This is a genomic window from Streptomyces sp. NPDC057543, assembly GCF_042801895.1.
Taxonomy (GTDB): domain Bacteria; phylum Actinomycetota; class Actinomycetes; order Streptomycetales; family Streptomycetaceae; genus Streptomyces.
In genome coordinates, this window is the sequence record NZ_JBHVFF010000085.1 from 1 (window position 1) to 15,352 (window position 15,352).

The following is a 15,352-nucleotide window of genomic DNA, read 5'->3' on the forward strand; positions in this document are numbered from 1 at the left end:
GCACAAGGGCATGCCCTTGTGCCGGGGGCGCGGTCAGGATGAGGCCGGCGTGCGGGTCAGCGCACGGCGTAGGCCTTGATCAGGGTCTGCTCGATCTTGCTGCCGTTGGTGTCCTGCGCCTTGACGCGCAGGGACACGTAGCTCGAATCCGGGTTGCTCACGGACACCTTGAAGCTGCCGTCGCTCTGGCTCTTGACCTTCGCGGGCCGCCAGGTGGCACCCTCGTCGGAGGACGCCTCCACCTCGACCCCGTCGATGTCCGGGGTGGCGCCGTTCTGGAGGACGAACGCCAGGTCGAAGTGGTAGGTGTTGCCGCCCTGGGTGGCGTTCTCCGCGTCCAGGCCCAGGCCGTACCTCGGCCAGAGCAGTGCCAGATCCTCCTGGCCGTTCGCCGGCCGGGCGGACTTGAACGTCCAGGCGGTGCCGGCCTTCGTGGACAGCGGGAACCACGCCGGGTGCTCGGTGTCCATGGTGATCCGGTAGGTCGCCGGGTCGGGGCTGACCGGCAGGGTCGTGAGCGAGAACCAGCCCTGCTCCTTGAGGAGTTTGTCGTCCTGGTACAGCCGCACCGTCGACGTGGTGCCGTTGTCACCCTGGAAGTAGGCGTAGTGTCCGGGCTGACTGTCGCCCATCTCCATCATGTTGAGGGTGACCTTGTCACCGTCGCGGAACGCGAGGGTGGTCTCCGGTCCGGTCGGGCCGTTCGCCGCACCCAGCCAGGTCTCCTCGCGCTGCTCGCCCGGGCTGTAGTTGCGGATGAGGTCTCTCATGCTGGTGATGATGTCCTTGCGGTCCGGGTAGACCGTGTGCCACCACCCCATGTCCTTCATCGTCGGCCACTTGCTGCCGGTGGAGTACCACTCCTCCCGGTCCACCGGGGCGTCGTAGAAGTCCACGAGCTGGGTGATGAAGGTTTCTCCCGGGCGGATCGCCGAGTCGGTGTCGCCGATCAGAGTGCCCTTGGTGCCGCGGTAGTGGGACTTCACCACGGCCGAGTTCTCCGTGGTGACCGCGTCGGTGGGGTCGGCCGGAATTCCACCGGGAACCATCAGCGCGATGTTGTACGCGTAGGGGTCTTTCTTGATGCCCTGCAGGTTGATCCGCGTGGGACCGTCGGCCATCCGGCCGAAGAGCACCGCGCCCTCGTCCTGGGTGAGGGTCCAGGCCGGGATGTCAGTGCCGGTGACGCGCGGCACGCTGGTGGCGTAGACGCCGGGCCGGTCGTTGACGATGATCGCTGCCTTCGCGCCGGCACCGGCCACCGCGGCGATCTGGTCGACGACCTTCAAGGTGGCGTCGCGGGTGACGACCGCGAGCTTGCCGTCGAGGTCCTTGCCGGCCAGGTCCTCCGGCCGTCCCGTGCCGGCGTCGATCGCCTGGAGCTTGCTGGAGCCGTACAACCGGGCCGCATAGAGCACCGGCGTGAGCGGGAGCGAGCCTCCCTGTCCGGCATAGGACGCCCGGATCACCGGCGAGTACCTGCGGTCCTGGAAGTTGAACTCGAAGGTGCCGTCCGTCACCGGCTTGGTGGGCACCACATAGGCGTGCTTCGCGAACAGGCTCGACGTACCCTTCATGTAGTCGATCCCCTTCTTGCCGGGGAGGCTCTGGCGGTACCCGAGCTTGTAGTTGCTCGACTGCGACTCCTTGGGGGTCGCGACCTTGACCTCCTTGCCCAGCCTGGCGTCCATGGTGATCGTCCGGTCCGCCCTCAGATCCACGACGGGCTCACCGGCGAGCGTGTTGCTCACGGCGAGGCCCGTGGCCTTGTCCTTCGTGTACACGATGCCCATGACGGAGTAGCGACCCTGCGGCAGCGCGACGGTCTTGGTTCCGCCCTGGGGGAAGACCTCGCTGACGACCCCGTTGTCCAGGTCGAACACCGCGAGTTCGCCGGACGCCGGGTCTCCGTTCCGGTCGATCGTGTTGACGGTGAGGTCGACGGTGGGCACGTCCTTCGTGGCGCCGACGGTGGTGCGGATCGCGGTGCCGTCGGGCGCGGTGGCGGTGATGATGCCGGTGTAGTCGCCCACGGCGCCGAGTTCGGGGTGGTAGGTCACCGTCACGCTCGCGGTGGAGTTCGCCGGGACCGTCACACTGTTGGCGCTGAGCGTGAACATGCCGTCCGGCGGGGACGCCGTCTCCCCGGCGCTGAACAGGCGGAGCGACAGCGTGGTGTCCGCCGCGGAGGTGTTGACGTAGTCGATCGTCTTGGTGACCGGCGCGCTTTCGGCCGACTTCTTGCCCATGCTGATGACGGCGGGGCTGGAGTACATCGTGGCGTCGATCGCCTTGGGCACGTCGACGCGGCCGTTACCGCCCTGGTAGGCGTTGTACGAGCCCTGCTTGGCGGTGCTGACCAGCACCTGCTTGAGCCGGTCGGCGGACCAGTCGGGGTGGCGCTGGACGAGGATCGCCGCTGCGCCGGACACGTGCGGGGTGGCCATCGAGGTGCCGTTGGCCGCGGTGTAGTTGGCGTCGACCGGGGTGCCCATCGTGGTGCCGGCGGCGCGGGCGGCGACGATGCCCACGCCCGGTGCGGTGATCTCCGGCTTGACCGCGAAGGTTTCCTTGACCGGGCCGCGGCTGGAGAAGTTCGCGAGCTGGTCCTGCTTGCTCACCGCGCCGACGGTCAGTGCGTCCTGGGCGGCACCGGGCGAGCTCACGGTCCCCTTGCCCGGGCCCTCGTTGCCGGCCGCGATGACGAACAGCGACCCGGAGGACGCGGTGAGCTGGTTGACGGCCTGGCTGATCGGATCGGTGCCGTCGCTGGGGACCGAACCGCCCAGGCTCATGCTGATGACGTCCGCGCCCTGGGCCGCTGCCCACTCCATGCCGCCGATGACCATCGACTCGGAGCCCGAACCGGCCGTGTTGAGGACCTTGCCGATGTACAGGTCGGCGCCCGGTGCCACACCCTTGAGCCTGCCGCCCGACGCGGCACCCGAGCCGGCGATGGTCGAGGCGACATGCGTGCCGTGACCGTGGTGATCGACCGCGTCGGGGTCGTCGCTGAAGTTCTGCGTCTTCTTCACCTGCCCCGCCACATCGGGGTGGTTGGGGTCGATTCCGGTGTCGAGGATGGCGACCTTGGTGCCGGTGCCGTCGTAGCCGGCCGCCCACGCCTCCGGGGCGCCGATCTGCGGCACACTCTGGTCCAGCGCCACGTGCACCGGCTTGTCGAGCCAGAGCTTCTTGATGCCACCGGCAAGCTTCGGTGCCTTTGCCGCGCCGGTGCTGTCGTCGTCGACCGCCTCCCAGAACGTCGCCGCCTTCGACTTGCCGGCGTGCAGCGCCACCGCGTTGGCACTGGGCAGCTCGTCGTCCTTCACCGAACCGGCCGGCGCGGCTTTCTCGAGCGCCTTGCCGGCCTTGCCCGGCGCGCCCCCGTAGGTCGCGATCAGCGGTACGGCGGAACGGTGCGCGTCGTCGTAGCCGTACTCGACCAGCTTGGTGACGTTGAACAGCTCGCGGTCGAGCTCGTTGGCGGCGAGGTAGGGCTGTGCTTTCTCCGGGATGACGTAGACCTCGTCACCCACCTTCATGGAGGTGAACGCCGCCGGGGTGCCGTCGGCCGCGGGCTCGACCGTCGCCGCCTGGAAGCCGTTGGCGTGACGCTCCAGCGTCACCACTTCGCCCGTGACGAGGGTGAGCTTGTGCGTGGCGACAACGGGGCTGTTTTGCTGCGGCCGGCTCGCCTGGGTGGCCGGCGTCTCGGCGGTGGCGATGGCGGGGATGCTCAGTGTCCCGGCCACGCAGGCCGTGGCCAGCAGCGCCGTGAGCGTGCGATGTGAACGGTGTGGCAAGCGCCGGAGTATGGGGATGGTCAGGTGGACCGGGAGCCTGGATGCCCCGGCCGGTGGTGACTTTCTCATGCGGCAATGACCTTTTCTGAGGGGAGAATGCGCGCGGATACCGCGCGGTTGCGGGGATTGCGCAACGCGCCGAATGGCTGCGATGAATGTGGTGCGTGCCGCCAGTGCTGCTTCGGGCCGATCGGCGGTGCAGAGCCGGGCGGCGAGCGACGCGTCCCGCTCTGGCGGCAGTGACCTGGCACCGGTCGGTCGGCCTGCGGGGTTCGTCCCGGAACCCGGCCTCGTCGGGAATCCGGGACCGGTCGAGGCGATCCGTCAGATGTGACCGCGCGGCAGAAGCCTTGCGGGCGCGGGGGACGAGTGGCGGCAGGCGGAGGTGATGATTCCATGACGCCGAGTGTTGTTCACGCACCGGCCACCGGACGACTGGGCAGATGACCCAATTTTGCTGCCGCGCCCGCCTAACGGTGCGCGCGGGCCAAGCTGTCGACGACGACGCCGGCTTCGACGACCTTCACGGCCAGCGCCGTCCGGGACGAGACCTCGAGCTTGCGCATCGCTGTCTCCACGTGCCGCGCGACCGTCTTCGGCGACAGGATGAGGACGCCGGCGATCTCCCGGTTGGTCCGGCCTCCGACGAGCAGCCGGACTACGTCGAGCTCACGGGGAGACAGTTGATCGCCGTAGCTTCGCCGTCCACCGTGCCACGACGGGCGCTTCACCCCGACACCGGATGCACGCAGTGTGTGCATGACGCGCTCGGCGTCGCCACGAGCGCCGAGGGTGGACAAGCCCTGGAAGATTTCCGTAAGGAGGGAGAGAGCCACATCGGACTGGTCCGCACGTAGCAGACAACGGGCCTGTCGCTCACGGCTGAGCAGGGCGTCGTACGGCCGCGGAAGGCCCTGCCACGCGTCGGCCGCACGCGCGAACAGTTCGGCGGCGCTGAGGGGATCGTCCTGATGCTGGGCCAGGATCGCCCTGCAGGCCGACAAGGCGGCGTGCGGCCCGGGTGCGCGGCGATCACGCACTCCCGCTGCGAATGCGTCGACCAGGTCGCCGGCCTCGTCGATGCGGCCGGCCATGAGTAGTGCCTCGGCCCGGACCGGGGCGAGTTCGGTGGCCCAGATCCACGTGCCCTTGCGTTCCAGGAACCGGATCGGCCCGTCGGTCAACCGCAGCACGTCGTCGACCCGCCCGGCGCCGAGCCTGAGCCTGGCCAGGGCGCCGGCAGGTTCGACGGAATACTCCGCACCGCCATGTCGGTCCGCCTGTTCAAGGACGCGTCGCAGGCACTCGTCCGCTCTGTCCTGGTCGCCGCGGGCCGCATACAGCAAGCCGGTGACCACGGTCGGCGCCAGGCGGCTCACCGGCTGCAGGAGTTCCTCGTCATCGGCCAGCGACAGGGCCCGGTCGGCCAGCCCGTCCCAGGCTCCGGTGAGCCAGTCCAGCTGAGCCAGCGTCACCTGCCCCTTCCTGCGGAGCTTCTGGTACTGATACGTGTCGGCCAGTCCTGCGGCCAGCGTGAGCGCCCGCCTCGCCTCCGGGTACCTCCCCCAGATCAGTGCCATGTGCCCGACGTTGTGATGGCCGATCGTGATCTGCTGCCTCTCCGCCGCGGTGGGCGCGTCATCGGCGATCAATGCCGCCTCGGCCCACCCCTCCCCCTCACCGAGCAGCAAGAGCCCGCCCGCCCGTCCGACCCGGATGCTCAGCCGGTCCTCCGGCGCCATCGAGACCGGCACCTGCGCGACGCGCCGCAGCCACCTGAGATGTTCGGCCGCCGGTGTCGTCGTCCCGTACGGCAGGCCGAGGAACATCATCGCGCGAACGGCCTTCGCCGGGTCGTGTCCGAGGTCGGGCAGCGCTCGTTCCATCTCGATTCGGGACTGCTCGAACGACTCCGTCTGCTGCAGCAGACGGGCGACATGGAAGCGGATCTCCGCCGCCTCGCTCGGCGTCGGCTCACCGCTCTCCAGCGCGAGACGGAGAGCGTCCATCAGTTCACGGTAGCGTTCGTGCCCGCTGAGCAGACAGAAGGGAACCTTGCCGGTCAGCCGCACCACGTCGGCGGGCGGCAGGTCGGCGTTGGTGAGCAGATCGTGCACCAGGACGACCGCCGTCGCATCGTCACCCGAGGCGAGGGCGAGGTCGGCAGACTGTTCCGTGTACCGGCACCACGCCGTCGTGTCGCCGGCTTCCCGGAAGTGGCGCGCGAGCTGGGCGACCGGGGGCGGGGTGGTGTCTTCGAAAACGTGTGCGGCACGCAGGTGCATCGCCCGTCGCTGCGGCACAGGAATCGCCTCGTACACCGCGCGGCACGCCAGCATGTGCCGGTACGAGACCAGCCCGCGTTGGTCCTCCCTCAGCAGCCCCGAACCCACTGCTTCCGCCAGGCCTGCCAGCCTGCTCGCCGGATCGCCTTCCGGAGCCATCACCTCGACGACGGCGTCCTCGGGGGCGGGGTCGGCGAGTACGGCGGCCGCGCGCAACGCAGCCTGCGCCGCCGGGCCGAGCCGTGCGCTGCGTTCCAGTACGACGTCCCGCACTGTCGGCGGTACGTCGATCTCACTCAGCCGCTGCCACACCCAGGAATCACCCCGCCGGGTCATATCGGCGCGGTTCCACATCAGCCGGACGGACTCCTCGACCGCGAGCGGAAGCCCGTCGGTCCGGTCGTGCAGGATGGTCGCCAATTCGTCGGAAGCTCGTTCCCCACCCAGCATCGAGGACACCATCGCGGCAGTGCCGGGGACGTCCAACGGCTCCAACGACAGCCGCAGCCGCGCCGCCCCCGTCGGTTGCCGCGACGACAACCGCAGCAGCAGAGAGTCCGGCGCGATTTCCTCCGGGCGGTAGCTCACCAGCAGACTGACCTGTTGTCGCGGACGCGATGTCAGAAACAGCAGAAACTCCAGGGTGGCCTCATCCGCCCAGTGCATGTCCTCAACCGTGAGCAACCCGATCTCGAGCCGTACGAGGATCTCCTCGATGGCCCGGAACAGCCGGTGTCGTGCCGCTGCCGCGTCTTCGGCCAGGTCGGGTGCCGGCGGCAGCGCCGATGCCCACTCGGGAAACAACGGCCGAAGCGCCCCCGCCAACGCGCTCAGGCCGAGCCGGGCGACGTCCTCGGTGGCCGGCCGGATCGCGTCCACCACCGGCCCGAGCGTAAAAGGCTGCCGAACAGCCGGACACGCCGCCAGCAGCACCCGCTGCCGGGCCGGAGCATGCGCCGCGAGCAGCTCCTGGATCAGTCGGCTCTTACCGATCCCGGCTTCGCCCTCGATCAGTACGACCACCGGCGGGTCGGACAAAGCGGCTTTCAAGGCGGCGAGTTCGCGCTCGCGTCCGACCAAAGCGGGTGATGCGATCGCCGGCAGGTCGCGTGTGTCGGAATCGCTGGTAGACATTCGCCCCACTGTCGGAGACAGGCGACGGCGTGCCCCAACCGCCGTCTTCCGTGGACAATATGACCAGAGGTTACAAGGCGGCGTGGCGAGGGGATAGGCCACGTTCAAGGCGTGGTGCAGAGGGCGATCACTGTGGAGTTCCAGGGCTGGGGTTTGTGCTGCCGTCGCGCTCGCCCGGGGGCAGAGAACTCCGTGTCACTTGCCTCGGACTCACATCGGTCCGCTCCGCCGCCGAGGCGCTACGGACCGGCGGGACGCCGCACCGGTGCCGCGTTCTTGCACCGTGCGCGGTCTTTGGCTGCCGGTTTTCACGAAGCGGCGTCACGTGCTGTGCCGAAGCTCAGCAGTTGTCACCCCGGCAGAGCTGACGGAAAAGGCAGACGGAGCAGCCTGACTCGCCGAACTCCTTGAGCGTCGGCGTCGGGTCGGTGAGCAACCGAATAGCCAGTCGGCGGATCCCGCCGCGGAATACCCGTCCGCAGATCCCGCCGCGGAACACCCGTCCGCAGCCGGTACAGGATCCCGTTGGTCACCTCCGGTGCCTCTTGCGTCGCCTGCCTGAGAGCCGAGGACTCTCCGTATCGGCTCTCGGCGGCTTGGGGATGAGGAACGACATCGCGATGGGGGCGGTCGAACCAGCCACCCCCAACCGGGGTCGGTCCACCAGACGGCCACTGCCTCGGCGACCTCGACCTGGCCGAGGAGTTGCTCGCCGAGGACCTGCCGCAGCCAGGCCATTCTGGGGCACGGTCACTTCGACACGACGATGTCGGTTCACACCCACGCCGCGCTACAGGCGCGGCGCGAGGCCCTTGACAGGGTAGGGGCACTGCTTGCGGCTGATGGGAGCGATGCCGGATCGTGAGAAAGGGGCGTTTCGGCTTCGGTGACGGCGGAGGGGAGACGGTTGGCCAGCAAAGATGCTTGTATGGGGGCGCCGAGTTGGGTGCCTGCTTAATGGCCTTCAGGAACTGATGTCGGCAACTGGTTTCGCGACCGGCCCGGATAGCCCCTGACCTGTAAGAAGACGGACTCATCATGAAGATCCTGATCAGTGCGGACATGGAAGGCGCCACCGGCGTCACCTGGCCGGCCGATGTGCTGCCGGGCACCCCCCAATGGGAGCGGTGCCGTGCCCTGTTCACCTCCGATGTGAACGCGGCGGCGCTCGGCTTCTACGACGGCGGCGCCGACGAGGTGCTCATCAACGAGGCCCACTGGTCCATGCGCAACCTCCTGCTGGAGCGGCTCGACGACCGGGTGCAGATGCTCACCGGCAGACACAAGTCCCTCTCCATGGTCGAGGGCATCCAGCACGGCGACGTCGATGCCATCGCCTTCGTCGGCTACCACACGGGCGCCGGTGCCGAGGGGGTCCTCGCCCACACCTACCTGGCGAACTCCATCACCGGGGTCTGGCTCAACGGCGCCCGGGCCAGCGAGGGGCTGCTGAACGCGCATGTCGTGGCCGAGTACGGCGTACCCGTCGTCCTCGTCACCGGCGATGACCTGACCTGCGTGGACGCGGACGGGTACGCCCCCGCCGCCCGCAAGGTCGCCGTGAAGGACCACGTCTCGCGGTACGCGGCGGTGTGCCGCACCCCGGCCCGTACCGCCGCGGACATCCGTGCCGCGGCCAAGGACGCGACCGCGCTGGCCGTGCGGCACACCCCGGTGGAGGGCGGCCCCTTCACCATCGAGCTCGAGTTCGACGCCGAGCACCTGGCCGCGGCGGCCACCGTCGTCCCCGGTGTGGCGCCCAGCGGCGAACGGCGCGTCGCCTACACCAGCGCGACGATGTACGAAGGTATCCGCACGTTCAAGGCGGTGACGACGATCGTGTCGTCAGCCGTGGAGGAGCAGTATGGCTGAGGCGACCCACCCCCAGGAGAGCGCCGACCTGAGCGCCGACCCCCAGGAGAGCGTCGACCGGCAGGCCCTCGACGAATCGGTGACGTTCACCTCCGAACTGATCCGGATCGACACCACCAACCGCGGCGGCGGCGACTGCCGGGAGCGTCCGGCCGCCGAGTACGTCGCCGAGCGGCTGGCCGCCGCGGGACTGGAACCCGCCCTGCTGGAGCGCACCCCGGGGCGCACCAATGTGGTGGCCCGGATCGAGGGCACCGACCCGTCCGCCGACGCCCTGCTCGTACACGGCCATCTCGACGTCGTCCCGGCCGAGGCCGACGACTGGAGCGTGCACCCGTTCTCCGGGGAGGTCCGCGACGACGTGGTCTGGGGGCGCGGCGCCATCGACATGAAGAACATGGACGCGATGGTCCTGGCTGTCGTACGTGCCTGGGCGCGCGCCGGTGTCCGGCCCCGCCGCGACATCGTGATCGCGTATACCGCCGACGAGGAGGCCAGTGCCGAGGACGGCTCGGGTTTCCTCGCCGACCGGCACGCCGCGCTCTTCGAAGGGTGCACGGAAGGCATCAGCGAATCCGGCGCCTTCACCTTCCACGCCGGACCGGAGATGCCGCTCTACCCGATCGCCGCCGGCGAGCGCGGCACCGCCTGGCTGAAGCTCACCGCGCACGGCAAGGCGGGGCACGGCTCCAAGGTCAACAAGGCCAACGCGGTCAGCGCGCTCGCCGCCGCCGTTGCCCGGATCGGCGAGCATGAATGGCCCGTCCGGCTCACCCCGACGGTCCGCGCCGCGCTCACCGAGCTCGCCGCGCTGCACGGCATCCACCCCGACCTCGACGCCCCCGGCTTCGACGTCGACGAACTGCTCGGCAAACTCGGCACCGCCGCCGACCTGGTCGCACCGACCGTCCGCAACAGCTCCAACCCGACCATGCTGGAGGCCGGGTACAAGGTCAACGTCATCCCCGGCCACGCCACCGCCTTCATCGACGGCCGGATGGTCCCCGGTGGCGAGGACGAGTTCCACGCCACCCTGGACCGGCTGACCGGACCCGACGTCGACTGGGAGTTCCACCACCGCGAGGTCCCGCTGCAGGCCCCCGTCGACTCGCCTACCTTCGCGAAGCTGCGCGCCGCGATCGAACGTTTCGACCCGGACGGCCACGTCGTGCCGTACTGCATGTCGGGCGGCACGGACGCCAAGCAGTTCTCCCGGCTCGGCATCACCGGCTACGGCTTCTCACCGCTGAAGCTGCCCGTCGGCTTCGACTACCAGGCGCTGTTCCACGGCGTCGACGAACGCGTCCCCGTCGACGCACTGCACTTCGGTGTCCGCGTCCTCGACCACTATCTGCGCACGGCCTGACCCGGAACGGGGGGAATCGAACATGGTGTCCACAGGGCCCTACGGAACGTGGCCTTCGCCGATCGACGCGCGGCTGGCCGCCTCGCACGACGGCCGTCCGGAATACGTCGGCGTGGTGGGCGACGAGGTGTGGTGGACGGAACCGCGCCCCGCCGAGGCGGGCCGCCGCGCACTGGTCCGCCGCCGCGCCGACGGGACCGCTGGCAGCGTCCTGCCCGCTCCGTGGAACGTACGGAGCCGGGTCATCGAATACGGCGGACAGCCCTGGGCCGGGGCCGAACGCGCCGAGGGCGGACCGCTGATCGTCTTCGTCGACTTCGCCGACCAGCGGCTGTACGCCTACGCCCCCGACGAGCCCGGCGAACCCCGGCCGCTCACCCCGGTCTCGTCCGTCGGCGGAGGGCTGCGGTGGGTGGACCCGCAGCTCCACCTCGACCGGGGCGACCGGGGCGAAGTGTGGTGCGTCCTGGAGGAGTTCACCGGCGAGCAGCCCACCGACCTGCGCCGGGTGATCGCCGCCGTACCGCTGGACGGCTCGGCCGCCGAGGACCGCTCCGCGGTACGCGAACTCACCGACGACAGCCACCGGTTCGTCACCGGGCCGAGGCTCTCGCCCGACGGGCGGCGGGCGGCCTGGCTCGCCTGGGACCATCCGCGCATGCCGTGGGACGGCACCGAGGTGATGCTCGCGGACGTCACCGAGGACGGTACGTTCCAGCACACCTGGAGCTTCGGTGGCGGCCCCGAGGAATCGGTGCCGCAGATCGAATGGGACGCCCACGGGCAGCTTCTCTTCGCCAGTGACCGCAGCGGCTGGTGGAACCTGTACCGTGCCGACCCGCACCGGGGCGCGGTCGCGCTCAGCCCTCGCGAGCAGGAGTTCGCCGGACCGCTGTGGAAGATCGGCCTCAGCTGGTTCCGGCCGCTGGAGAACGGCCTGATCGCCACCATCCACGGCAAGGGCACCAACACGCTCGGCATCCTCGCCCCGGCGACCGGTGACCTCGTCGACGTCGCCGGACCCTGGACCGCATGGGCCGAGTCGCTCACCGTGCACGGCAGCCGGGTGTACGGCATCGCGGCGAGCCCGTACAGCGCCTACGAGGTCGTCGAGCTGGACACCGCGACCGGCCGCACCCGGGTCATCGGCACACCGCACGAGGACGCCGTCGACCCCGCGTACTACCCGCGGCCCGAGGACCGCACCTTCACCGGGCCCGACGGCCGGGAGATCCACGCCCACATCTACCCGCCCCGCAACCCCGACCGGACCGGCCCCGACGGTGAACTGCCGCCCTACGTGGTCTGGGCGCACGGCGGCCCCACCGGGCATGCCGCACTCGTACTCGACCTGGAGATCGCCTACTTCACCTCGCGCGGCATCGGCGTCGCCGAAGTGAACTACGGCGGCTCCACCGGTTACGGCAGGAGCTACCGCAACCGGCTGCGTGAACAGTGGGGCGTCGTCGACGTCGAGGACTGCGCGGCCGTCGCCCAGGCGCTGGCCGCCGAGGGCACGGCCGACCCGCGGCGCCTCGCCATCCGGGGCGGCAGTGCCGGCGGCTGGACCACGGCCGCCTCGCTGACCGGCACGGATGTCTACGCCTGCGGCACGATCATCTACCCCATCCTCGATCTGACCGGCTGGGGCACCGACGAGACCCATGACTTCGAGTCGCAGTACCTGGAGTCCCTCGTGGGCCCCCTCGCCGACGTCCCGGACCGCTACCGCGAACGGTCTCCGATCAGCCGCACCGACCGGCTGACCACGCCCTTCCTCCTGCTCCAGGGGCTGGACGATCCGATCTGCCCGCCCGTCCAGTGCGAGCGGTTCCTGGCCGAGGTCGAAGGACGCGGCGTCCCGCACGCGTACCTCACCTTCGAGGGGGAGGGGCACGGGTTCCGGCGCGCCGACACGATGATCCGTGCGCTGGAGGCCGAACTCTCCCTGTACGGGCAGACGTTCGGCATCGGCTGCCCCGACGTACCGCGGCTGGAGCTGAAGAAGTGACCCTCTCTCCCCTGACCCGCCCCGCCCGGCTGCGTCCCGGTGCCAGGATCGCCGTCGTGGCACCGAGCGGGCCGGTGCCGGCGGAGCGTCTGGAAGCGGGCCTCGACGTACTGCGGGGTTGGGGCCTGGAACCGGTCGAGGCTCCTCATGTGCGTGACGTCCACCCGGAGTTGGACTACCTCGCCGGTACGGACGAGGCGCGCGCCCGGGATCTCCAGGAAGCCTGGTGCGATCCGTCCGTCGACGCGGTGATCTGCGCCCGTGGCGGGTACGGCGTGCACCGCATGGTCGACCTGGTCGACTGGGCGGCGATGCGCGCGGCCGGGCCCAAGGTGTTCATCGGCTACAGCGACATCACCGTGCTCCATGAGGCGTTCGCCGGGCGCATGGGGCTCGCCACCCTGCACGGTCCGATGGCCGGCGCGGAAACCTTCCTCAAGGACCCGGACACCCAGGAGTCCCTGCGGGCCACCCTGTTCGAGCCCGAGACGGTACGGACCCTCGGCCTGCCCACGGCGCGGGTACTGGTACCGGGCCGGGCCCGCGGCATCACCTACGGCGGCTGTGTGAGCCTGCTCGCCGCCGACCTCGGCACCCCGCGCGCCCGGACGTCGGCCCGGGGCGGGCTGCTGGTGATCGAGGACACCACCGAGGACCCGTACAGCATCGACCGCATCCTCACCCAGCTGCTGAGGGCCGGCGCGCTCGACGGGATAGCCGGGGTGGCCTGCGGTTCCTGGGCAGGTTGCGGCCCGTACGAGAGCGTGCGGGCGGTCCTCGCCGACCGGCTCGGCACACTGGGCGTGCCCGTCGTCGAGGAGCTGGGCTTCGGGCACGGACCTACGGGGCTGACGATTCCGCTCGGCGTGCCCGCCGTGCTGGACGCGCCGGCCGACGGCGGCCCCGCCACACTCACGATCGAGGGGCCCGCGCTGGCCTGAACGGGCCGTATCGCAAACCAACCGCGGCATCAAGCCGGTCACGGTGGTCAGTGCCCCCGAGGACACGGGTGTGCTGGAGCTGCCGGTGGTCGGCGACCGGGGGAAGCGAGGTGTGCGCGACGAGCGGACCACACCCCCTGAGACCGACCGGCAACAGGCGCCCGTGAGATGGCGGGGGCATCAGAACGGCCACGGGTCCACGTGATCACGGAGTTCTCTACGCTCGGTAATCACAAAGGACGGCCTGGCCGCGCTGCCGTTCTGCCTGCCTGAACTCTCCCGGACAGCCACCCACTCGACACGGCGCGTGTTACGCCGTCCGCTCACGCATCGCTCGCGCAGTCCGGTACCCCGGCCGGCGCCCGGGCCCGCGCTACTCGTGGTGTTCACCGGGAGATACGAGTCCGGTCTCGTAGGCGAGGACGACAGCCTGTGCGCGGTCGCGCAGGGCGAGCTTGGCGAAGATGCGGGCGACGTGGGTTTTGACGGTGGCTTCGCTGAGGGTCAGCTCCTGGGCGAGTTCGGTGTTGGAGAGGCCCCGGCCCATCAGGGTAAGAACCTCCAGCTCGCGGGGAGTGAGCTGGGCGAGGTCGCGGTGGATCGCCGGCGCTGCGGCGTCACCGCCCACGCTGTGCCTGGGTTCGCCGCGGGCGAAGCGCTCTACCAGGCGGCGCGTGATCGTGGGGGCGAGGAGGGCGTCGCCGGTGTCGACGAGACGGACGGCGGCGGCGAGGTGTGCGGCGGTGACGTCCTTGAGAAGGAAACCGCTCGCTCCAAGGGCCAGCGCGGAGTACACGTACTGGTCGAGGTCGAAGGTGGTCAGCATGATCACCCGGCAGTCCGGGTTCTCCGCCAGGATGAGCCGGGCCGCCTCCAGGCCGTCCAGGTTCGGCATCCTGATGTCCATCAGCACGACGTCGGGCCGCAGGCTGCGGGCCAACGCCACGGCCTCGGCCCCGTCGGCCGCGTCGCCCACCACATCGATCCCTCGCGAGGTGAGGATCAGGCGGAACCCGGTACGGATCAGCTCCTGGTCGTCGGCAATGAGCACGCGCGGGGGTGGCTCCACCGTGGGGGCCGTCACGCCCGGTCCAGCGGGATACGCGCTCGGACCCGGTACCCGCCGCCGAGTCGCCGTCGGGCGTCCAGATCGCCGCCGTACACGGCGACCCGCTCCCTGAGTCCCAGCAGCCCGCGCCCGGCTCCGTCCCTGCGGTCCGTGCCCGACGGCCTGGACGCGGATCCTCCGCCGGACAGCACGCTGGGCCCGCTGTTCAGCACCTCCACTCGCAGATGGTTGTCCGCGTACCGTACGGTCACCTCAGCCTTCCCCCCGTCGCCGTACTTGAGCGCATTGGTCAGCGCCTCCTGCACGATCCGATACGCGGTCGTGTCGATCCCGGCCGGGAGCGAGTGCGGCTTCCCGAAGATCCGAACCTCCACGGGCAATCCGGCGAACGCGATCCGGTCGATCAGCGGACTGAGTCGGCCGAGGCCCGGCTGCGGGGTCAGGTCCGCCTCGTCCTCGCCGCTCTGCGACGGAGCGAGCAGGCCGAGCAGATGCCGCAGCTCGGTCATCGCGTCCCGGCCGGCGCCCTCGACCGCCACCAGGGCCTCGGCAGCCGCGTCAGGCATGGTGGTCAGCACCTCGCGCGCGGCACCCGCCTGGACCACCATCAGACTCACGTTGTGGCTGACGATGTCGTGCAGTTCCTGGGCGATCCGGGCGCGCTCGGCGTCGACGGCGGTCTGGGCCGCGTTCTCCCGCTCCCGCTCGAGAAGCCGGCCCCGGTCCTCGATCGCCTTCCTGTGCAGGCGCCGGGCCCGGACGAGCGCGGCGCCGAGCCATCCGGCGGCGGCGCACGCCACCGCCAGAGCGGCGGTCAGCCAGCCCGTCCCCGATTCCCACATGGTGATCATCCTTGCAGCACCGCTCC

8 protein-coding genes are annotated in these 15,352 nt (G+C 70.3%); 4 read left to right on the forward strand and 4 right to left on the reverse strand.

Going from position 1 to position 15,352, the window contains the following annotated elements; all coding sequences use genetic code 11:
- Positions 1-56: 56 nt before the first annotated feature.
- Both ACFU8Q_RS16765 and ACFU8Q_RS16770 read right to left on the reverse strand, forming a co-directional pair.
- Complete coding sequence (locus tag ACFU8Q_RS16765) at positions 57-3,806, reverse strand: S8 family serine peptidase (RefSeq protein ID WP_384453831.1); 3,750 nt, start codon at positions 3,804-3,806, stop codon at positions 57-59.
- Positions 3,807-4,276: 470 nt separating this feature from the next.
- A complete protein-coding gene (locus ACFU8Q_RS16770; RefSeq protein WP_384453834.1) occupies positions 4,277-7,327 on the reverse strand; it encodes an AAA family ATPase in 3,051 nt (1,016 codons plus the stop codon).
- A 936-nt stretch (positions 7,328-8,263) separates the two neighbouring features.
- Here ACFU8Q_RS16770 and ACFU8Q_RS16775 point away from each other — a divergent pair.
- Genes ACFU8Q_RS16775 through ACFU8Q_RS16790 form a run of 4 tightly spaced genes read left to right on the forward strand, consistent with a single transcriptional unit; the run spans position 8,264 to position 13,415 of the window.
- Entirely contained in the window at positions 8,264-9,097 is an 834-nt protein-coding gene (locus ACFU8Q_RS16775; protein WP_384453837.1) for a M55 family metallopeptidase, read from the forward strand.
- Positions 9,090-10,463 (forward strand): M20/M25/M40 family metallo-hydrolase, encoded by a 1,374-nt coding sequence (locus ACFU8Q_RS16780; RefSeq protein WP_384453840.1) that lies wholly within the window; start codon positions 9,090-9,092, stop codon positions 10,461-10,463. The genes ACFU8Q_RS16775 and ACFU8Q_RS16780 overlap by 8 nt, the downstream gene beginning before the upstream one ends.
- A 22-nt stretch (positions 10,464-10,485) precedes the next feature.
- Positions 10,486-12,474, forward strand: a complete 1,989-nt coding sequence (locus ACFU8Q_RS16785) for a prolyl oligopeptidase family serine peptidase (RefSeq protein ID WP_384453843.1) — start codon at positions 10,486-10,488, stop codon at positions 12,472-12,474.
- Positions 12,471-13,415 (forward strand): LD-carboxypeptidase, encoded by a 945-nt coding sequence (locus ACFU8Q_RS16790; protein WP_384453846.1) that lies wholly within the window; start codon positions 12,471-12,473, stop codon positions 13,413-13,415. The genes ACFU8Q_RS16785 and ACFU8Q_RS16790 overlap by 4 nt, the downstream gene beginning before the upstream one ends.
- A gap of 373 nt (positions 13,416-13,788) precedes the next feature.
- Here the strand turns inward: ACFU8Q_RS16790 and ACFU8Q_RS16795 are convergent, their stop codons facing one another.
- Positions 13,789-14,484, reverse strand: coding sequence for a response regulator (locus tag ACFU8Q_RS16795; protein ID WP_384453877.1), 696 nt, complete (start codon positions 14,482-14,484; stop codon positions 13,789-13,791).
- 11 nt (positions 14,485-14,495) lie between these two features.
- Positions 14,496-15,326, reverse strand: coding sequence for a sensor histidine kinase (locus ACFU8Q_RS16800; RefSeq protein WP_384453849.1), 831 nt, complete (start codon positions 15,324-15,326; stop codon positions 14,496-14,498).
- Positions 15,327-15,352 lie beyond the last annotated feature (26 nt).

Bases quoted from the DNA above. Each gene is read 5' to 3' on its own strand.
- ACFU8Q_RS16800 (WP_384453849.1), bottom strand. From the start codon at position 15,326: ATGTGGGAATCGGGGACGGGCTGGCTGACCGCCGCTCTGGCGGTGGCG.
- ACFU8Q_RS16775 (WP_384453837.1), top strand. From the start codon at position 8,264: ATGAAGATCCTGATCAGTGCGGACATGGAAGGCGCCACCGGCGTCACC.
- ACFU8Q_RS16785 (WP_384453843.1), top strand. From the start codon at position 10,486: ATGGTGTCCACAGGGCCCTACGGAACGTGGCCTTCGCCGATCGACGCG.
- ACFU8Q_RS16780 (WP_384453840.1), top strand. From the start codon at position 9,090: ATGGCTGAGGCGACCCACCCCCAGGAGAGCGCCGACCTGAGCGCCGAC.